The sequence below is a fragment of the Pseudomonas syringae KCTC 12500 genome (assembly GCF_000507185.2).
GTDB lineage: Bacteria > Pseudomonadota > Gammaproteobacteria > Pseudomonadales > Pseudomonadaceae > Aquipseudomonas > Aquipseudomonas syringae.
Genome location: NZ_AYTM02000002.1, coordinates 1773664 through 1793312 on the forward strand (window position 1 = coordinate 1773664; position 19649 = coordinate 1793312).

General features: G+C 58.1%; 15 protein-coding genes. 12 read left to right on the plus strand and 3 right to left on the minus strand.

The features are described 5' to 3' along the window. Positions 1-93 precede the first annotated feature (93 nt). From apaG to V476_RS08350, 7 genes are all read left to right on the plus strand, one after another. Positions 94-474, plus strand: coding sequence for a Co2+/Mg2+ efflux protein ApaG (gene apaG, locus V476_RS08320; protein WP_003316251.1), 381 nt, complete (start codon positions 94-96; stop codon positions 472-474). After that, entirely contained in the window at positions 474-1349 is an 876-nt protein-coding gene (locus tag V476_RS08325; RefSeq protein WP_024961377.1) for a symmetrical bis(5'-nucleosyl)-tetraphosphatase, read from the plus strand. The genes apaG and V476_RS08325 overlap by 1 nt, the downstream gene beginning before the upstream one ends. A 23-nt stretch (positions 1350-1372) precedes the next feature. Then, on the plus strand, positions 1373-1693 hold the full coding sequence (glpE, locus tag V476_RS08330) for a thiosulfate sulfurtransferase GlpE (protein ID WP_003341167.1): 321 nt from the start codon (positions 1373-1375) through the stop codon (positions 1691-1693). Between the two features lie 424 nt (positions 1694-2117). Beyond that, a complete protein-coding gene (locus V476_RS08335) occupies positions 2118-4040 on the plus strand; it encodes a PrkA family serine protein kinase (protein WP_003341169.1) in 1923 nt (640 codons plus the stop codon). Positions 4041-4161: 121 nt separating this feature from the next. Further along, positions 4162-5433 (plus strand): YeaH/YhbH family protein, encoded by a 1272-nt coding sequence (locus V476_RS08340; RefSeq protein ID WP_003316246.1) that lies wholly within the window; start codon positions 4162-4164, stop codon positions 5431-5433. Next, positions 5430-6992 (plus strand): SpoVR family protein, encoded by a 1563-nt coding sequence (locus V476_RS08345; protein WP_003419771.1) that lies wholly within the window; start codon positions 5430-5432, stop codon positions 6990-6992. Before V476_RS08340 ends, V476_RS08345 begins: the two co-directional genes overlap by 4 nt. A 97-nt stretch (positions 6993-7089) precedes the next feature. Continuing rightward, complete coding sequence (locus V476_RS08350) at positions 7090-8319, plus strand: multifunctional CCA addition/repair protein (protein WP_024961378.1); 1230 nt, start codon at positions 7090-7092, stop codon at positions 8317-8319. Between the two features lie 119 nt (positions 8320-8438). On the opposite strand, the gene folK is transcribed toward V476_RS08350, so the two are convergent. Continuing rightward, the gene (gene folK / locus V476_RS08355; protein ID WP_003394966.1) at positions 8439-8963 is read right to left on the minus strand and encodes a 2-amino-4-hydroxy-6-hydroxymethyldihydropteridine diphosphokinase; all 525 of its coding nucleotides are present in this window, start codon (positions 8961-8963) and stop codon (positions 8439-8441) included. Beyond that, a complete protein-coding gene (gene folB, locus V476_RS08360) occupies positions 8954-9307 on the minus strand; it encodes a dihydroneopterin aldolase (protein WP_003316242.1) in 354 nt (117 codons plus the stop codon). The genes folK and folB overlap by 10 nt, the downstream gene beginning before the upstream one ends. A 74-nt stretch (positions 9308-9381) precedes the next feature. On the opposite strand from folB, the gene plsY reads away from it, so the two are divergent. After that, on the plus strand, positions 9382-9951 hold the full coding sequence (plsY, locus tag V476_RS08365; protein WP_024961379.1) for a glycerol-3-phosphate 1-O-acyltransferase PlsY: 570 nt from the start codon (positions 9382-9384) through the stop codon (positions 9949-9951). A 23-nt stretch (positions 9952-9974) separates the two neighbouring features. Here plsY and tsaD read toward each other — a convergent pair whose 3' ends face one another. Continuing rightward, the gene (gene tsaD / locus V476_RS08370; RefSeq protein ID WP_024961380.1) at positions 9975-11000 is read right to left on the minus strand and encodes a tRNA (adenosine(37)-N6)-threonylcarbamoyltransferase complex transferase subunit TsaD; all 1026 of its coding nucleotides are present in this window, start codon (positions 10998-11000) and stop codon (positions 9975-9977) included. A 198-nt stretch (positions 11001-11198) separates the two neighbouring features. Here tsaD and rpsU point away from each other — a divergent pair, with 198 nt between their 5' ends. The 4 genes from rpsU to V476_RS08390 all read left to right on the plus strand — a co-directional run bounded on the left by rpsU (position 11199) and on the right by V476_RS08390 (position 18523). Beyond that, the gene (gene rpsU, locus V476_RS08375) at positions 11199-11414 is read left to right on the plus strand and encodes a 30S ribosomal protein S21 (RefSeq protein WP_002551877.1); all 216 of its coding nucleotides are present in this window, start codon (positions 11199-11201) and stop codon (positions 11412-11414) included. Between the two features lie 479 nt (positions 11415-11893). Then, on the plus strand, positions 11894-13849 hold the full coding sequence (gene dnaG / locus V476_RS08380) for a DNA primase (RefSeq protein ID WP_024961381.1): 1956 nt from the start codon (positions 11894-11896) through the stop codon (positions 13847-13849). Positions 13850-13916: 67 nt separating this feature from the next. After that, on the plus strand, positions 13917-15767 hold the full coding sequence (rpoD, locus tag V476_RS08385; protein ID WP_003316235.1) for an RNA polymerase sigma factor RpoD: 1851 nt from the start codon (positions 13917-13919) through the stop codon (positions 15765-15767). A 269-nt stretch (positions 15768-16036) separates the two neighbouring features. Further along, a complete protein-coding gene (locus tag V476_RS08390; protein ID WP_024961382.1) occupies positions 16037-18523 on the plus strand; it encodes a bifunctional diguanylate cyclase/phosphodiesterase in 2487 nt (828 codons plus the stop codon). Positions 18524-19649 lie beyond the last annotated feature (1126 nt).

Below are 19649 nucleotides of genomic sequence, written 5' to 3' on the forward strand. Positions count from 1 at the left end.
GGCTCAGTCTTCATTTTCCGCTTACTTGTCCTAGACTGATCTACCTGCCGCACACGCCCTTTTTTCGCAGCTATGGATTTCAAGGCCTATTGCATGCCCGATTCTCGTTACAAGGTCGACGTCAGCGTCGTCACACGCTTCCTCTCGGAGCAGTCGCAACCCGAGCAGAACCGCTTCGCTTTCGCCTACACCATTACCGTGCACAACAATGGCGAGCTCCCTGCCCGGCTGCTGTCGCGGCACTGGGTCATTACCGACGGTGATGGCAATGTCGAGGAGGTACGTGGTGAAGGCGTGGTTGGCCAGCAGCCACTGATCAAGGTCGGCCAAAGCCATACCTACAGCAGTGGTACGGTCATGACCACCAAAGTCGGCAATATGCAGGGCACTTACCAGATGCTGGCCGAAGACGGCAAACGCTTCGATGCCGTTATCGAGCCTTTCCGTCTGGCCGTTCCGGGCTCGCTGCACTGATGGCGGTGTACGCGGTCGGTGACCTGCAAGGCTGCCTTGAACCTCTGCAATGCCTGCTCGAGCACGTGCACTTCAACCCGGAGCAGGATCGCCTCTGGCTGGTGGGTGACCTGGTCAATCGTGGCCCGCAATCGCTGGAAACACTTCGCTATCTGTACAGCATTCGCGAATCGCTGGTGTGCGTGCTCGGCAATCATGACCTGCACCTGCTGGCAGTGGCCCGTAAAAGAGAGCTGCTGAAGAAGGGCGACACGCTGCTTGAAATCCTTGAAGCGCCAGACCGTGACGACCTGCTTGGCTGGGTGCGTCGGCAGAAGCTCATGCATTACGACGCAGAACGCAATGTCGCCATGGCGCATGCCGGTATCGCGCCACAGTGGACGCTGAAAAAGGCCTTGAAGCACGCTGCCGAAGTCGAGCATGCGCTGCAGGACGACACGTTGTACGGCGCCTTTCTCGACGGCATGTACGGCAATGAACCGGCCAAGTGGGACAACGACCTGCAAGGCGTGACGCGTCTGCGGGTCATCACCAACTACTTCACCCGCATGCGCTTCTGCACCAGCGACGGCAAGCTCGATCTGAAGAGCAAGGAAGGGGTCGGCACCGCGATACCTGGCTATGCGCCCTGGTTCAGCCACCAGAGCCGCAAGACCCGCGACGTGAAAATCATTTTCGGCCATTGGGCTGCGCTTGAAGGTCGCTGCGACGAACCTGACGTCTTCGCCCTCGACAGCGGATGTGTCTGGGGCGGCTCGATGACGCTGCTCAATGTCGATACGCTTGAACGTCATCAGTGCAATTGCGATGCTATCGGCAATGCCGCCGACGGGCTTGTTACCCGCATGCAACCCGGCGCTACTCCCCTTCCGTAACCTCAGGCTCAGGAGCCCAGGCAATGACTGAATTCAAACGTATCCCCCCTGAACAGGCCCAGGCTCTGCGCGAGCAAGGCGCCGTGCTGGTCGACGTTCGGGACCCACAGGCTTTCGAGAGCAATCACATTCCCGATTCCGTGCATCTGGACAACCACTCGATCGCCGACTTCATCCGCGAAGCCGATCTGGACAAGCCGCTGGTGGTCGTCTGCTACCACGGCAACTCCAGCCAGAGCGCTGCAGCCTATCTGGTCGGCCAGGGTTTCTCCGATGTGTACAGCGTGGACGGCGGTTTCGAGCTGTGGCGCGCCACTTACCCGCAAGAAACCGTGCAAGGCTGATAGAAAATATTTTTATGACAGCTGATCCCGCGTTCTACGCGGGCTCGCGAGCCATCTGACGAACGGTCAGCCCGTCTTCTCGCGCATCCCTTCTTTATCTTTCCGAATCCGAACTATCCTTAGCCTAGGCCATCCGTATTCAGGGGAGAGCCGGTACACCGGCGCGTGGGTCATCGGTAGTTACAAGGCTCTGTACGAAAAGTTGGCGAGCGAAGGTCAGGCAAGGCAAAAACAGGCGAGGAAGCGGAGTCTACGTGTTGTAAATGAGCATTCCGAGCCTGTTTTTAACGAAGCATCACCGAGCGCAGCCACTTTTCGTACAGAGCCTAGGGTGTTCTGGGGGGAAACAGCGGCCGTGGTTAGGTCGCTGCCAGCATCGACTGACGATCCGCCGCCGGCTCCACGTATCGAGCGAGGTGACGTCATGAGTATATTCAGCCACTTCCAACAACGCTTCGAAAGCACGCGGCAAGAAGAGCTCTCGCTACAGGAGTATCTGGAGCTCTGCAAACAGGATCGCAGCGCCTACGCCTCTGCCGCAGAACGTCTTCTGCTGGCCATCGGCGAGCCTGAACTGGTGGATACCTCCGCCAACTCCAGGCTGTCGCGCATTTTCTCTAACAAGGTCATACGCCGCTATCCGGCCTTTGCCGACTTCCACGGAATGGAAGAGTGCATCGACCAGATCGTTTCGTATTTCCGCCATGCCGCCCAAGGCCTGGAAGAGAAAAAGCAAATCCTGTATCTGCTCGGCCCGGTGGGTGGCGGTAAATCGTCCCTGGCGGAAAAACTCAAGCAACTGATCGAAAAAGTCCCGTTCTACGCCATCAAGGGCTCGCCTGTCTTCGAGTCGCCCTTGGGCCTGTTCAACGCCACGGAGGACGGCGCGATTCTCGAAGAAGACTTCGGGATTCCGCGACGCTACCTGAGCACCATCATGTCGCCCTGGGCGACCAAACGCCTGGCCGAGTTCGGTGGCGACATCAGCCAGTTCAAGGTGGTGAAGCTCTACCCTTCGATTCTCAACCAGATTGCCGTGGCGAAAACCGAACCCGGCGACGAAAACAACCAGGACATCTCGGCGCTGGTCGGCAAGGTGGATATCCGCAAACTGGAAGAATTCCCGCAGAACGACGCCGATGCCTACAGCTACTCGGGCGCGCTGTGCCGGGCCAACCAGGGCCTGATGGAATTCGTCGAGATGTTCAAGGCCCCGATCAAGGTCCTTCACCCGCTGCTCACCGCAACCCAGGAAGGCAACTACAACAGTACCGAAGGGCTGGGCGCGATCCCGTTCACCGGTATTTTGCTGGCGCACTCCAACGAATCGGAGTGGCACAGCTTCCGCAACAACAAGAACAACGAAGCCTTCATCGACCGTATCTACATCGTAAAGGTGCCGTACTGCCTGCGTGTCAGCGACGAGATCAAGATCTACGACAAGCTGCTGTTCAACAGCTCGCTGTCCAAGGCGCACTGCGCGCCGGACACCCTGAAAATGCTCGCGCAGTTCACCACGCTGTCGCGCCTCAAAGAGCCGGACAACTCCAACATCTACTCCAAGATGCGCGTGTATGACGGCGAGAACCTGAAAGACACCGACCCTAAAGCCAAGTCGATCCAGGAGTACCGCGACAGTGCGGGCGTCGACGAAGGCATGAATGGTCTGTCTACCCGCTTCGCGTTCAAGATTCTGTCCAAGGTGTTCAACTTCGATCCGCACGAAATTGCGGCCAACCCGGTGCATCTGCTTTACGTACTGGAACAGCAGATCGAACAGGAGCAGTTCCCCGCCGAAACGCGCGAGCGTTATCTGCGCTTTATCAAGGAATACCTGGCACCGCGCTATATCGAGTTCATCGGCAAGGAAATCCAGACGGCGTACCTGGAATCCTACAGCGAGTACGGTCAGAACATTTTCGACCGCTATGTGCTGTATGCGGACTTCTGGATTCAGGATCAGGAATACCGCGATCCGGAAACCGGCGAGATCCTCAACCGCGTGGCCTTGAACGAGGAGCTGGAAAAGATCGAGAAACCGGCTGGCATCAGCAACCCGAAAGATTTCCGCAACGAAATCGTCAACTTCGTGCTGCGTGCCCGCGCCAACAACAATGGCAAGAACCCGACCTGGCTCAGCTACGAGAAGCTGCGGGTGGTGATCGAGAAGAAAATGTTCTCCAACACCGAGGACCTCCTGCCGGTCATCAGCTTCAATGCCAAGGCCAGCAAAGAAGATCAGCAGAAGCACAACGACTTCGTGACACGAATGGTCGAGAGGGGCTACACGGACAAGCAGGTACGTTTGCTTTCCGAATGGTATCTGCGCGTGCGGAAATCGCAGTAAAGCAGCTGCAAGCTTCAAGCTATCAGCTGCAGGCGACAAGCGATCAACACCCGGTCTCGGGATTGATCGTTTGCTCGCTTGCAGCTTGAGGCTTACAACTTGAAGCTCCCCGGAGGAGCCTATGAGCTATGTGATCGACCGACGTCTCAACGGCAAGAACAAGAGCACGGTAAACCGCCAGCGGTTTCTGCGGCGTTACCGTGATCACATCAAGAAGGCAGTGGAGGAAGCGGTCAGCCGGCGCTCCATCACTGACATGGAACACGGCGAACAGATCAGCATTCCCGGGCGTGACATCGACGAACCGGTCCTGCACCACGGTCGCGGCGGCAAGCAGACCGTTGTTCATCCTGGCAACAAGGAATTCACCACCGGTGAGCACATCGCCCGCCCTCAAGGCGGCGCCGGCGGTAAAGGCCCCGGCAAGGCGGGTAATTCCGGCGAAGGGATGGATGAGTTTTCGTTTCAGATTACCCAGGAAGAGTTTCTCGAGTTCATGTTCGAAGACCTGGAGCTGCCGAACCTGGTCAAGCGCAACCTGACCGGCACCGACACCTTCAAGACCGTACGCGCCGGGATCAGCAACGAAGGCAACCCGTCACGGATCAACATCATCCGCACCCTGCGTTCGGCGCATGCACGCCGCATCGCACTGTCCGGTAGCAGTCGCGCGAAACTCAGGGAAGCGACTGCCGAGTTTGAGCGCATGAAGCGCGAAGAGCCGGATAACTTCGGCGACCTTCAGGAACTGGAAGTAGAAATCGACCGACTGAAGGCTCGCATTCGTCGTGTGCCCTATCTCGATACTTTCGACCTCAAGTACAACCTGCTGGTCAAGCAACCCAACCCCAGCTCAAAAGCGGTCATGTTTTGCCTGATGGACGTCTCCGGCTCCATGACCCAAGCGACCAAGGACATCGCCAAGCGCTTCTTCATCCTGCTGTACCTGTTCCTCAAGCGTAACTACGACAAGATCGACGTGGTCTTCATTCGTCACCACACCAGCGCCCGCGAAGTGGACGAGGAAGAGTTTTTCTATTCCCGGGAAACCGGCGGCACCATCGTTTCCAGTGCATTGAAACTGATGCAGGAAATCATGGCCGCACGCTACCCGAGCAGCGACTGGAATATCTACGCGGCACAGGCGTCGGATGGCGACAACTGGAACGACGATTCGCCCATTTGCCGGGAAATCCTCACCAAACAGATCATGCCTTTCGTGCAGTACTACACGTACGTGGAAATCACGCCGCGTGAGCACCAGGCCTTGTGGTACGAATACGAACGCATCGGTGAAGATTTTGCCGACACGTTTGCCCAGCAACAGCTGGTCTCTGCCGGTGATATCTATCCGGTATTCCGCGAACTCTTTCAGCGAAGGTTAGTGTCATGACCGCCAGAGAGCAGAAGCGCCAACCCCTTTCCACGGGGTCAGAGTGGACATTCGAACTGATCCGCGCCTACGACCGCGAAATCGGCAGGATTGCCGAGCGGTATGCGCTGGACACCTATCCCAACCAGATCGAAGTGATCACGGCCGAGCAGATGATGGACGCCTATGCCTCGGTGGGCATGCCACTGGGCTATCACCATTGGTCCTACGGCAAACACTTCCTCAGCACGGAAAAATCCTATTCTCGCGGCCAGATGGGCCTGGCCTACGAGATCGTCATCAACTCCGACCCGTGCATTGCCTACCTGATGGAAGAAAACACCATCTGCATGCAGGCGCTGGTGGTGGCCCATGCGTGCTATGGCCATAACAGCTTCTTCAAGGGTAACTACCTGTTCCGCACCTGGACTGACGCCAGTTCGATCATTGATTACCTGGTGTTCGCCAAGCAGTACATCATGCAATGCGAGGAGCGCCATGGCATCGATGCTGTGGAGGACTTGCTCGACTCCTGCCATGCGCTGATGAACTACGGTGTGGACCGCTACAAGCGCCCCTACCCGATTTCAGCCGAAGAAGAGCGGCGTCGGCAGAAGGACCGGGAGGAGCACCTTCAGCGACAGATCAACGATCTTTGGCGCACCATCCCGAAAAGTGCCGACAAGAGCAGCAAGGAAGACAACGCGCGCTTTCCGGCCGAGCCGCAGGAAAACATTCTCTACTTCATCGAGAAACACGCCCCGCTGCTGGAACCATGGCAGCGCGAAGTGGTGCGCATCGTGCGCAAGATCGCGCAGTATTTCTATCCACAGCGCCAAACCCAAGTGATGAACGAAGGCTGGGCGACGTTCTGGCACTACACGCTGATGAATGACCTGTACGACGAAGGGCTGGTCACCGACGGCTTCATGATGGAGTTCCTGCAGTCGCACACCAGCGTTATTTTCCAGCCCGGTTTTGACAGCCCCTACTACAGCGGCATCAATCCCTATGCGCTGGGCTTTGCCATGTATCAGGACATCCGGCGGATGTGCGAACACCCTACCGATGAGGATCGCCAATGGTTTCCGGAAATTGCCGGCAGCGACTGGCTGACGGCGATCAAGTTCGCGATGACCAGCTTCAAGGACGAGAGCTTCATTCTCCAGTACCTGTCGCCCAAGGTGATTCGCGACCTGAAGCTGTTCAGCATTATGGACGACGACCAGAAGGACGACCTGCTGGTGCCCGCCATTCATGATGAAAACGGCTATCGGACCATCCGCGAAATACTCGCTGCGCAGTACAACCTGGGCAATCGGGAGCCCAATGTGCAGATCTACAGCATCGACCGCCGAGGCGACCGCTCGCTGACCTTGCGCCATCAACAGCACAATCGCAAACCGCTTGGTGACTCGACAGACGAGGTGCTCAAACACCTGCACCGGCTGTGGGGCTTTGACATCCACCTGGAAACCTTGCAGGGCGATCAGGTGGTCAAGACTCATCACGTACCCCCGAAAGGCGAGCATGCCGACAGTGAGTATCCCCGGCTTGATATGGCGGTCGTCCACCTTTAAGCGCTAGGGCACTAGCGCGTTAAACGCTTGCTTATACAGCTTTAGCCTCCATAAGCACGACACAAGGTTTATCCTGTCGCGCTTACGGAGGCTTTTTATGCAGATTTATAAAGTGGGCGGTGCTGTACGCGACCGTCTTCTGGGTCAACCTGTCACGGACATCGACTGGGTGGTAGTCGGCGCAAGCACCGAGGACATGCTGATCAAGGGCTATCGCCCGGTCGGTACAGATTTCCCGGTGTTTCTGCATCCGCTGACCAATGAGGAATACGCGCTGGCGCGCACCGAGCGCAAGAGCGGTGTGGGCTACGGGGGCTTTGTTTTCCACGCCAGCCCCGAGGTGACACTCGAGCAGGATTTGATTCGGCGCGACCTGACGATCAATGCCATGGCTGAAGACAAGGACGGTAATTTAACCGATCCCTACAACGGCCAGGAGGATCTGGAAGCGCGGATATTACGTCACGTTTCACCCGCATTCGCCGAAGATCCGCTCAGAGTCTTGCGTGTGGCGCGATTCGCAGCGCGCTACGCCGGTTACGGTTTTACCATCGCGCCCGAGACCCTGGAATTGATGCGACAGCTCAGTGAATCGGGCGAACTCAAGGCGCTGACTGCCGAGCGAAGCTGGAAGGAAATCTCTCGCGCACTCATGGAAGAACAGCCTCAGGTGTTCATCCAGGTACTGCACGACTGCGGCGCGCTCAAAGAGCTGATGCCCGAAGTCGAAGCGTTGTTTGGTGTACCGCAGCCGGCGGCGCATCATCCGGAAATAGACACTGGCGTGCACGTGCTCAGCGTCCTCGAGCAATCCGCGCGCCACAAACACCCGCTGACAGTGCGCTGGGCCTGCCTGCTGCACGACCTCGGCAAAGGGCTGACGCCGGAAGCCGAATGGCCAAGGCACATCGCCCATGAACACACCGGCCTGCGCCTGATAAAAGCGGTCAACGAGCGTTTTCGTGTACCACGGGACTGCCAGGAACTGGCGCTGCTGGTCGGCCAGTACCACACTCACGGCCACCGTGCGCTGGAGCTGAAACCCTCGACCCTGCTGGAGCTGCTGCAAAGCTTCGACGTCTACCGCCGCCCGCAGCGCTTTGAAGAGTTTATTGCCGCCTGCGAGATGGACGCACGGGGACGTCACGGCTTCGAACAACGCAGTTATCCACAGGCCGACTATCTGCGCGGCGCCGCCGAGGTCGCACGCGCAGTATCAGTACAGCCGTTGCTGGAACAGGGCCTGAAAGGCAAGGAACTGGGTGACGCACTGAAGAACGAGCGCTTGAAGGCACTGAAAACCTACAAGGTCGAGCACCTCGCCTGACAGCCTCTCGTGCACGGTTATCGCTCCCGCGCTCCGCGTGGTAGCGCAGCCCTGGACGCTCTGCATCCGATCTTCAGCTTTGGCACGAGAAGCGTCAGAGCTGGAAGGCGCGGACAAGCTCAGCGACGCAGCAAATCCTCAGGCGTCAGTGCCAGCCCGCGCCACTCGAACGCCACCGGCCAAAGCTGCTGATCGATCTGCGCATCAGCCCAGAGTTTGCTGAAAGAAATCCCCACACCGGGATGCAGACGTTCAGGGGCAATCAACGCCAATGGACGCAGTACGAAGGCATTCTTCAGAATTTCTGCCCTCGGCAAGATCAGCCCGTCGAAATTACCGACCTGTTCGCCGTACAGCAGCACATCGATATCCAGCGGCAACCCTTTGCGATCCGGGGCATAACGGCCATTGTCCGCTTCGATGAATTTCAGGCGACGATCCAGCTCCATCAAGGGCAGATCGGTCAGTGCCGACACCACGAGATTGAAGAATGGCCCGCTCTTGATACCCACGGCATGGCTTTCAAAAACCGGCGAACAGCTCAGGTCGGTCAGGAAGCTATCCAGCGCATCGAGCCCCGCAACCAGATGGCGCTCACGCTCGATGTTGCTCCCCAGGCCGAGGAAAATCCGCGTCAGCGACATCCGCGCTCGATCTCCACGCCCACACCGGCTGCGGCCGCTACAGCACCGGGCTTGGTCAGTTTCAGGCGCAGCCAGGGAATATTGAATTCACCCATCAGCACTTCGGCCAGTCGCTCGGCGAAGGTCTCCACCAACTGGAACTGTGCCTGCTCGGCGAACGCCTGAATACGTGTCGAGACACTGGCGTAGTCGAGGGCCTTGCTCAGATCGTCCCCTGCGGCTGCGGGGCGATTGTCCCAGGCAAAGCTGAGGTCCAGACGCAGGCACTGACGAATGCCGCGCTCCCAGTCATAGGCACCAATGACCGTATCGACCTCAAGGCCCTCGATGAAAACTCTGTCCAAGCACTACTCTCCACTGCACGACAAGGGCGCGATGCGCCGTTAGAATCAGGGCATCCTCGCCCGGAATGGTTCGCATGTTTTGGTTACTGGCCACCTTCGCCTACCTGCTTGGCTCGCTGTCCTTCGCCATCCTGCTCAGCCGCCTGAGCGGCAGGCCGGACCCGCGCGCCAGTGGCTCCGGCAATGCCGGCGCGACCAACATGCTGCGTCTGGCCGGGAAAAAACTCGCCATCCTGACCCTGCTCGGCGACCTCTGCAAAGGCCTGGTGCCGATCCTGATCACCAGCGCCTTGGGCATGGACATCGCACAACAGGGCTGGATCGGCGTCTGCGCAGTGCTGGGCCATCTGTTCCCGCTGTACTTCCGCTTCCGCGGTGGCAAAGGCGTAGCGACCGCCGCCGGTGTGCTGCTGGGCCTGTATCCGCCCGCCGCTGCCCTGGCGATAGTCGCCTGGCTGCTGACGCTGTACCTGACCCGCACCAGCTCGCTTGCCGCCCTGATTGCCACACCCCTGACCCTGCCATTGCTGGCCTGGCAGGAGCCTCATGCTTTGCTGCCGATGAGCGTGTTGACCCTGCTCATCGTCTGGCGCCATCGCGGCAATCTACGCGACCTGCTCGCCGGGCGCGAACGACATTTCTGAGGCGTAACCCGCCTCGTCTGCCGTCACAGCCCCGACAACTGCTCCATGGGCCAGCGCGCCTGCACGCTGATGCTCAAATCTTCCTTCTGCCCGACCTGCAAACGCTGGCACCCGGCAAAAGCGATCATGGCGCCGTTATCGGTACAAAACTCGGGCCGTGCGTAATAGACATGGCCGCGCAAGTCGCCAAGCATGCTTTCCAGCGAAGCGCGCAGCGCCTTGTTGGCGCTGACGCCACCGGCAATCACCAGGCTCTTGAGACCGGTCTGCTTGAGCGCACGCTTGCACTTGATGGTCAAAGTCTCTACTACCGCTTGCTGGAAGGCCAGAGCGATGTCGCAGCGGGTTTGCTCACTGTCGTCTCCAGCGCTCCGGCATTGCTGCCAGGTACTGAGCGCAGAGGTTTTCAGGCCGCTGAAGCTGAATTCCAGACCGGGACGATCAGTCATCGGCCGAGGGAAGACAAAACGCCCTGCCACGCCCTGCATGGCCGCCTTTGAAATCTCCGGACCGCCGGGGTACTGCATGCCCATCATCTTGGCGGTCTTGTCGAACGCCTCGCCTGCGGCATCATCCAGCGTCTCGCCCAGCAGCTCGTACTGACCGATGCCGTCGACGCGCACCAACTGCGTATGACCGCCGGACACCAGCAAGGCGACGAACGGGAACTGTGGCGGGTTTTCTTCCAGCATAGGGGCCAGCAGATGACCTTCCATGTGATGCACGCCCAGCGCCGGGATATCCCAGGCGAACGCCAGTGCCTGAGCGCACGAAGCGCCGACCAGCAAGGCGCCGACCAGCCCAGGGCCGGCCGTATAGGCAATGGCGTCGATATCAGTGGCCACGCAGTCCGCCTCGGCCAGTGTCTGGCGAATCAGGGGCAGCATGCGCTTGACGTGATCGCGCGAAGCCAGCTCCGGTACCACACCGCCATAGGCACGATGCAGGTCGATCTGGCTGAATAATGCGTCCGCAAGCAAACCGCGTTCGCTGTCGTATAACGCGACGCCGGTTTCGTCGCAGGAGGTTTCTAATCCCAGTACTAGCATGGGGTTGCGCCTTGTAGGGGGCAGATTTGAAGGCGCGCATAATAGTCGCCGACCGAGGTGCCGACCAGCGGTTTTCGATCAGAGGCTTTGCATTCCTCTCAATGAGGGGTTAACATCCGCAACCCTTAAAAACCGACGTACTTTTGTGCAGTGTTTGCACTGAGCGTTGACCCCGGTAATGAATGAAGGTAGCTCTGGATGCCAGCCGTCAAAGTTAAAGAGAACGAACCCTTCGACGTAGCTCTGCGTCGTTTCAAGCGCTCCTGCGAAAAAGCCGGTGTTCTGGCTGAAGTTCGTAGCCGCGAATTTTACGAGAAGCCGACTTCGGAGCGTAAGCGCAAGGCAGCAGCTGCTGTCAAACGCCACGCCAAGAAAGTCCAGCGCGAACAGCGCCGCGCCGTTCGTCTGTATTAATTTACAGACCTTCGTCGCAAGCTTCTGCCTTGCCCGGCCAACCAGCCGGGCTGTCGGCAGTTACAGCCTCGCTGTTTTGCGTTTGCTTTATTGATTGACCCTGTCCAGGCCGCACATGCGACTCGGATATTCAGTCAAGCACGTCCCGGCCTGTTCACAGGCTACATCGGTCATGCCCACTCGGGCAGCACATCGACCGATGACAAGACGAGTATGCCTTGATGACTTCGCAAGAAGCTCAGCCAAGGCAGCGTCTTCCGTGTCCTCAGGCTCTGACCACTCACCGTGGGCAAAAAAGCTTGTGGCATTTCTGATCCACTCGCGGGATCAGATCTATTCCTTTCAGGCCAACACCGTCCTTCGGATGCAAAGACGTGCCCGTTTATTGCCGACGTCTTCAAAAAGACGGCTGACAGGCTGACGGAACGCTCGTAGAGTCATCCGATACTTTTGCACCACGCTTGAATGATGAGAACGCCATGGCCGGGCTGATTCCCCAGAGCTTTATCGACGACCTTCTGAACCGCACCGATATTGTCGATGTTGTCAGTTCGCGCGTGCAGCTCAAGAAAGCCGGGAAGAATTACACCGCGTGCTGCCCGTTCCACAAAGAGAAAACACCCTCTTTCAGCGTCAGCCCGGACAAGCAGTTCTATTACTGCTTCGGTTGCGGCGCAGGTGGCAACGCGCTCGGCTTCATCATGGACCACGACAACCTGGACTTCCCCCAGGCCGTCGAAGACCTGGCCAAGGCCGCCGGCATGGAAGTGCCTCGCGAACAGAGCGTAAAAGGCCAGAAGCCCCGACAGCCGACCGATTCCCCGCTCTACCCGCTGCTGACCGCCGCCGCCGAGTTCTACCGCCAGGCCCTGAAAAGCCACCCGTCACGCAAGGCTGCGGTGGATTACCTCAAGGGCCGCGGGCTGTCCGGCGAAATCGCCAGAGACTTTGGCCTGGGCTTCGCCCCTCCCGGCTGGGACAACCTGTACAAGCACCTGAGCAGCGACTCATTGCAGCAAAAGGTGATGATCGATGCCGGCCTGCTGATCGAGAACGCCGAAACCGGCAAACGCTACGACCGCTTCCGCGACCGGGTGATGTTTCCGATCCGTGACTCACGCGGGCGCGTCATCGCCTTTGGCGGCCGCGTACTGGGCGATGATAAACCCAAGTACCTGAACTCCCCGGAAACACCGGTCTTCCACAAGGGTCAGGAGCTGTACGGGCTGTTCGAGGCGCGCAAATTCAATCGCAACCTCGATGAAATCATCGTCGTTGAAGGCTACATGGACGTCATCGCCCTGGCCCAGCAAGGGTTGCGCAATGCCGTGGCCACGCTGGGTACTGCAACCAGCGAAGAGCATTTGAAGCGTCTGTTTAGGGTCGTGCCTAACGTACTGTTCTGCTTCGACGGCGATCAGGCCGGACGCAACGCTGCATGGCGTGCGCTGGAAGCGACCCTGTCGAACCTGCAGGACGGACGCCGGGCGCGCTTTCTGTTTCTTCCCGAAGGCGAAGACCCGGACACGCTGGTGCGCTCCGAAGGCACCGACGCGTTCAAGGCACGCATCAATCAGCACGCGCAGCCGCTGGCCGATTATTTTTTCGAGCAACTGACCAAAGAGTCCGATCCGCGCTCGCTGGAGGGCAAGGCGCACATGGCCACCCTCGCGGCGCCATTGATCGACAAGGTACCCGGCGCGAACCTGCGTATTCTGATGCGTCAGCGCCTGACCGAAATTACCGGACTGACCGGCGAAGCCGTCAGCCAGCTGGTGCAGAGCACGCCGGCAGAGGCACCACCGAGTTACGACCCGTATGTCGACTACGACGCCATGCCTGATTTTGCCGATTACCAGCCACAAGGCGGTTATGAGCCTCAGCAGGAATGGACGCAGAAGAAAACCGGCGGTCCGAATCAAAAAAAATGGGACAACAAATCCTGGGGCAAAAAAGGCAAGCGCCAGGACTTCGAACCTCGAACGCCGCGTGTACCCACCGCCGTCGAGCCGCCTATGCAGGCCGCACTGAGAACCCTGCTGCATCACCCCGAATTGGCGGAAAAGGTCGAAAATGCCAGCCATTTCGCTGCAGAAGACCAATCCAACGCACAACTGCTGGTCGCTCTTATCGAAGCCCGGCAAAAGAATCCGAACCTTCGGTCGTTACAGTTGATAGCGCGATGGCACGGTACTGAACAGGGCCGCTTGCTGCGTGCCCTGGCAGAAAAGGAATGGCTGATTGAGGCCGATAACCTTGAACAACAGTTTTTCGACACTATAACTAGCTTATCCGCTCGCCAACGCGAGCGCAGTCTGGAACATCTGATCAGCAAGGCTCGGCAGACCGAGTTGAGCGCAGAAGAGAAAATTCAGCTTAGGGAACTGCTAAATCGCAATGTTCCCGCACAAACCCCGACCTCAACTGGCGCGTGAGGTCATAGCTCGGGTATAATCCTCGGCTTGTTTTTTGCCCGCCAAGACCTTCAGTGGATAGGGTGTTATGTCCGGAAAAGCGCAACAGCAATCTCGTATCAAAGAGTTGATCACCCTGGGTCGTGAGCAGAAGTATCTGACTTACGCAGAGGTCAACGACCACTTGCCCGAGGATATTTCAGATCCCGAGCAGGTGGAAGACATCATCCGCATGATCAACGACATGGGGATCCCGGTACACGAGAGTGCTCCGGATGCGGACGCCTTGATGCTGGCCGACGCCGATACCGACGAGGCAGCCGCAGAAGAAGCGGCTGCAGCGTTGGCAGCGGTCGAGACCGACATCGGGCGTACCACCGATCCTGTTCGTATGTACATGCGGGAAATGGGTACCGTTGAACTTTTGACCCGTGAAGGCGAAATCGAAATCGCCAAACGTATCGAAGAAGGCATCCGTGAAGTGATGGGCGCAATTGCGCACTTCCCAGGCACGGTTGACCACATTCTCTCCGAATACACACGCGTCACCAGTGAAGGCGGTCGCCTTTCCGATGTCCTGAGCGGCTATATCGACCCGGACGACGGCATTGCGCCGCCTGCCGAAGTCCCGCCGCCTGTCGACCCCAAAGCCGCGAAGGCAGAAGGGGCCGATGACGACGAGGAAGAGTCGGCAGACGCCAGCGACGAAGAAGACGAAGTCGAGAGCGGTCCTGATCCGGTCATCGCCCAGCAGCGCTTCGGTGCGGTTTCCGATCAAATGGAAATCACCCGCAAGGCCCTGAAGAAATTTGGTCGCGACGACAAGCACGCCATTGCCGAAATGGTTGCGCTGGCCGAACTGTTCATGCCGATCAAACTGGTTCCAAAACAGTTTGAAGGTCTGGTAGAGCGTGTACGCGGTGCTCTTGAGCGTCTTCGTGCCCAGGAACGCGCCATCATGCAGCTGTGTGTACGTGATGCACGTATGCCGCGCGCCGACTTCCTGCGCCAGTTCCCGGGCAACGAAGTTGACGAAAGCTGGACTGACGCACTGGCCAAGGGCAAGAGCAAATACGCCGAAGCCATCGGTCGCCTGCAGCCTGACATCCAGCGTTGCCAGCAGAAGCTGTCCGCACTGGAAGAAGAGACCGGCCTGAAAATCGCCGAGATCAAGGACATCAACCGTCGCATGTCGATCGGTGAGGCCAAGGCCCGCCGCGCGAAGAAAGAGATGGTTGAAGCGAACTTGCGTCTGGTGATCTCCATCGCCAAGAAGTACACCAACCGTGGACTGCAATTCCTCGATCTGATCCAGGAAGGCAACATCGGCTTGATGAAGGCTGTGGACAAGTTCGAATACCGTCGTGGCTACAAGTTCTCGACCTATGCCACCTGGTGGATCCGTCAGGCGATCACTCGCTCGATTGCCGACCAGGCACGCACCATTCGTATTCCGGTGCACATGATCGAGACGATCAACAAGCTCAACCGCATTTCCCGGCAGATGTTGCAGGAAATGGGTCGCGAACCGACCCCGGAAGAGCTGGGCGAACGCATGGAAATGCCTGAGGATAAAATCCGCAAGGTATTGAAGATCGCAAAAGAGCCGATCTCCATGGAAACCCCGATCGGTGACGACGAAGATTCGCACCTGGGTGACTTCATCGAAGACTCGACCATGCAGTCGCCAATCGATGTCGCCACTGTTGAAAGCCTGAAGGAAGCGACACGCGAAGTGCTGTCGGGCCTTACCGCCCGTGAAGCCAAGGTTCTGCGCATGCGTTTCGGCATCGACATGAATACCGATCACACGCTTGAAGAGGTTGGTAAGCAGTTTGACGTAACCCGCGAGCGGATTCGTCAGATCGAAGCCAAGGCACTGCGCAAGCTGCGTCACCCGACAAGAAGCGAGCACCTGCGCTCGTTCCTCGACGAGTAATCGCACCAGCGAGTCAACAAAACCCCCGGCATGCCGGGGGTTTTGCGTTTTCGGGGCAAAAGAAAATTCAAAGTTTGCAGGCTCAGTTGTCAATTGACCCAATCAAGAAGAGGTCAGACATCAGTCTAATTGCAGCTCCTGAAGAATTGACCTACAACTATGTATCACACCAGACACCAGCGCTCTTCGAACCAAGCCTTGGATCATTGAAGTTACAAGGTTACGCCACACCATCACCAGCGATAGTCAGACACGGACGTAAGCCGCATATGCGTGGAGTAATCAACAACAGTGACCGGGAAGCGTCGTGCCTGTCCGAGGGAAAATTCGCCTCGATCTTCGCTCAATGTCCGGATGCCATGCTTATCGTCAGCCTTGCTGACGGGCACATCATGGACGCCAACGAGGCGTTCGTAGAGCGAACCGGCCTCCCCCTTGATGAAGTGATTGGCAAGACACCGACAGAACTGAATCTGTGGGCAGTGCCAGGCATCGGCCCAAAAGTCTTGCTGCAATTGCAGACCGACGATATCCATAATCTGGAGATACCCTTTCGGCGCAAAAACGGCGAAACCTTTTCAGGGCTCATGTCCGCCCAACCGTTCGAGCATAGCCCGATACCTGCCGTGCTGGTGATAGTGCGTGACATCACCCAGCTCAAACTGGCCCGCCAACAACTGCAGCTTTCCGAAGAGAAGTTCGCCAAAGCCTTTCATGCCTCGCCTGACGGGATGGCGATTACCCGGCAACAGGACGGCATGCTGCTGGAGGTCAACGAAGGGTTTTGCCGTCAGACCGGGTACAGCGAAAAGTACTGCCTTGACCACTCGACATTTGACCTGGGCATCTGGGTTGACCTGAGCGAGCGCTCAAGGCTCATCGAACGCATGAAAAAGCATGGCTTCGTCAAGGACATGCGGGTCCGGATTCGTCACAACAATGGTGATATTCGACTGTGCGAACTGTCCTCTCAACCCCTCATCATTGCCGGTGAAGACTGTCTGTTGACGATTACACGGGATATCACCGAAAGCAGGCAAATGCAGGAGAAACTGCATCTGGCGGCGACTGTTTTCGAGAGCACTGCCGAAGGTGTGCTCATCACCAATACCGACCAGAGCATCAGCGCCGTCAACCGCGCGTTCACGGAAATCACTGGCTACAGCGAAAGTGAAGCCATCGGGCAGACCCCTCGCCTGCTTGCCTCTGGCCAACATGACAGCGCGTTCTATGCCGCAATGTGGCATCAACTGGCGGCCGAGGGCCACTGGCAGGGCGAAATCAGCAACCGCCGCAAGAACGGCGAGCTTTACCCGAGCTGGCTGACCATCAGTGCCGTGCGCAACAAAGACGACCTCCTGACCCACTTCGTCGCCGTCTTCGCCGACATCTCCAGCCTCAAACACGCGCAGGCGCGCCTCGACTATCAGGCCCACCATGACCCGCTCACCGGCCTGCCCAACCGAATACTGTTCGAGAGCAGGCTTCAGGCCGCCCTGCTGCACAGCGAAGAATCCGGCAGTCTCGGCGCAGTTCTGTTTCTCGATCTGGATCGCTTCAAGCACATCAATGACAGCCTGGGCCACCCGGTCGGCGACCTGCTGCTCAAAGGCATCGCACACCGCCTCAAGGAGACCCTGCGCGACATCGACACCGTCGCACGCCTGGGCGGCGACGAGTTCATCGTTCTGCTGCCCGGCCTGCTGCAAGCCAGCGATGCGCAGGCCATCGCCAATAAATTACTGGCCTGCTTCAACACGCCCTTCGAGGCTGGCGAACATGAGCTCTACATCAGTCCCAGCATCGGCAGCTGCGTGTTCCCCACCGACGGCACCGACGTGGCCACGCTGGTCAAAAATGCCGACGCGGCGATGTACCGCTCCAAGGCAAAAGGCCGCAACCGCGTCGAAAGCTATACCTGCGACCTCAGTGAGCAGGCCAGTGAGCGCATCGCCCTCGAGCAGGAACTGAGACGAGCCCTGGAGCGCAATCAACTGACACTGGCCTACCAGCCCAAAATCAACCTGACGACCCACACACTGGCAGGCGCAGAAGCCCTGATCCGCTGGAACCACCCGACCTTTGGCGAAGTGCCGCCCGAGCACTTCATTCCCCTGGCTGAAGAAAACGGCATGATCCTGCAGATCGGCGACTGGGTGCTGGAGCAGGCCTGCCGCCAGATGGGCGTATGGCGCAAGACCTGTCAGCCGTTCGGCCCGCTCTCGGTGAACCTGGCAGGCGCGCAACTGCGCCAGACCAACCTGCTGGAACGCATCGAACAGCTGCTCACGGACAACGGCCTGGAACCCGGCTGCCTGCAACTGGAGATCACCGAAAACTTCATCATGAGCCAGACCCAGGAAGCGCTGGCCGTGCTGCACCAATTGAAGACACTCGGCGTGCAACTGGCGATCGACGACTTCGGCACCGGCTACTCCTCACTGAGCTACCTCAAACGCCTGCCACTGGACATCCTCAAGATCGACCAGTCCTTCGTCCGCGGCCTGCCGGAAGACACCCACGACGCCGCCATCGTCCGCGCCATCATCGCCCTTGGGCGCAGCCTGCAACTGACCGTAATCGCCGAGGGCGTGGAGAACAGCGAACAGCAGCAATTTCTGACCAGCGAAGGCTGCGAACAGATCCAGGGCTACATCGTCAGCCTGCCCCTCGACGCCGAAGAATTCCGCGCAAGATTTCTTCTTATGAATCTTTCGGACTTTTCGGATAGCACAGCCGCGAAACCGCCGTTATAATCCGCGACCTACTGAGGGCCCATAGCTCAGTTGGTTAGAGCAGAGGACTCATAATCCTTTGGTCCACGGTTCTTATGTGGTATGGATCACAGTGTGGTATTTGAACCGTGGATTTGATAGCTTTACGCAGCAAATTCGGGCCTCTAGCTCATGTTGGTTAGAGCAGCGGACTTAACGGCTCAGAACCTCCCCCCTTCGCAGGGCATGGTGATGAGCAAATGGGTTGCCCTGGGATAAGTTGACTCTGTCCCTTGGTAGAATCGCTCAAATTCGGGGAAGCCTCTGCATCAGCGTGGTAATCCCGAGCCAAGCCTTGAGATTTCAAGGAAGGTGTAGAGACTGTACGGGCGAGCCGAAAGGTAAGAGACAGTCCAGACCACGAACTCGAAAGAGGCAGTGAAAACTGAAGTGGTACGCATAATCCGTTGGTGCCCGGTTCGACTCCGGGGGGGCCCACCAATTCAAAAGCCGCACTCCATGAGTGCGGTTTTCATTAAAAGATCCCCTTTTTATCTCACGCTCCCTAGGCTAACCGCTCACTTATCGGTGAACGGCACCATTAGGGCTCCGGTGAGGTCGCCTCATTTTCGTCCGTGGCTGGCTTGGAGCGATCTCTTATCTAGTTGAGGTTTCTTACTTAATCCGCATCAAGGCTCCCGGTTTTCGTCTCTACTCGGCCATGCCACATTTCGCCAAGCGCTCGCGGATAGCGGGCGATTTGAGGCTCTCACACCGCGATGTTTGCCAAAGCCACCGGATGAATCTTGCAGGGTGTAAATGTTTTAGGCGCGCGATCCTCCCACTGCAATGAAGGGTATGCGCGACGCGAGCTCCCTGATGGGATAGATACCTCATCGCCGATACACTTCTCACAATCCTTCACCTGCCCGGGGTGCCCACGCCCAGGTATTTCCAAACCCATATAAATACCAGAAAGTTTTTTCCGCTAATAGCAAGCGAAACTAATTCCTATCAAAGCGGCTCTCAATCCAACAAGAATGATCACTGAGAACCGACTACAGAGAATAAGATATACCTCCAACTTATCGGGAAGGTCAGATTTTGGCTCTGCGCTCGAACCTCTATTACTCCTGCACGGAGACCGATTTCGTATCTGAAAGCTGAG

What these genes read in the sequence shown, in the direction of transcription:
- V476_RS08325 (WP_024961377.1), top strand. Translation starts at nt 474, where the DNA reads ATGGCGGTGTACGCGGTCGGTGACCTGCAAGGCTGCCTTGAACCTCTG.
- glpE (WP_003341167.1), top strand. Translation starts at nt 1,373, where the DNA reads ATGACTGAATTCAAACGTATCCCCCCTGAACAGGCCCAGGCTCTGCGC.
- dnaG (WP_024961381.1), top strand. Translation starts at nt 11,894, where the DNA reads ATGGCCGGGCTGATTCCCCAGAGCTTTATCGACGACCTTCTGAACCGC.
- V476_RS08335 (WP_003341169.1), top strand. Translation starts at nt 2,118, where the DNA reads ATGAGTATATTCAGCCACTTCCAACAACGCTTCGAAAGCACGCGGCAA.
- rpoD (WP_003316235.1), top strand. Translation starts at nt 13,917, where the DNA reads ATGTCCGGAAAAGCGCAACAGCAATCTCGTATCAAAGAGTTGATCACC.
- V476_RS08350 (WP_024961378.1), top strand. Translation starts at nt 7,090, where the DNA reads ATGCAGATTTATAAAGTGGGCGGTGCTGTACGCGACCGTCTTCTGGGT.
- folK (WP_003394966.1), bottom strand. Translation starts at nt 8,963, where the DNA reads ATGTCGCTGACGCGGATTTTCCTCGGCCTGGGGAGCAACATCGAGCGT.
- tsaD (WP_024961380.1), bottom strand. Translation starts at nt 11,000, where the DNA reads ATGCTAGTACTGGGATTAGAAACCTCCTGCGACGAAACCGGCGTCGCG.
- rpsU (WP_002551877.1), top strand. Translation starts at nt 11,199, where the DNA reads ATGCCAGCCGTCAAAGTTAAAGAGAACGAACCCTTCGACGTAGCTCTG.
- apaG (WP_003316251.1), top strand. Translation starts at nt 94, where the DNA reads ATGCCCGATTCTCGTTACAAGGTCGACGTCAGCGTCGTCACACGCTTC.
- plsY (WP_024961379.1), top strand. Translation starts at nt 9,382, where the DNA reads ATGTTTTGGTTACTGGCCACCTTCGCCTACCTGCTTGGCTCGCTGTCC.
- V476_RS08345 (WP_003419771.1), top strand. Translation starts at nt 5,430, where the DNA reads ATGACCGCCAGAGAGCAGAAGCGCCAACCCCTTTCCACGGGGTCAGAG.
- V476_RS08340 (WP_003316246.1), top strand. Translation starts at nt 4,162, where the DNA reads ATGAGCTATGTGATCGACCGACGTCTCAACGGCAAGAACAAGAGCACG.
- V476_RS08390 (WP_024961382.1), top strand. Translation starts at nt 16,037, where the DNA reads ATGCGTGGAGTAATCAACAACAGTGACCGGGAAGCGTCGTGCCTGTCC.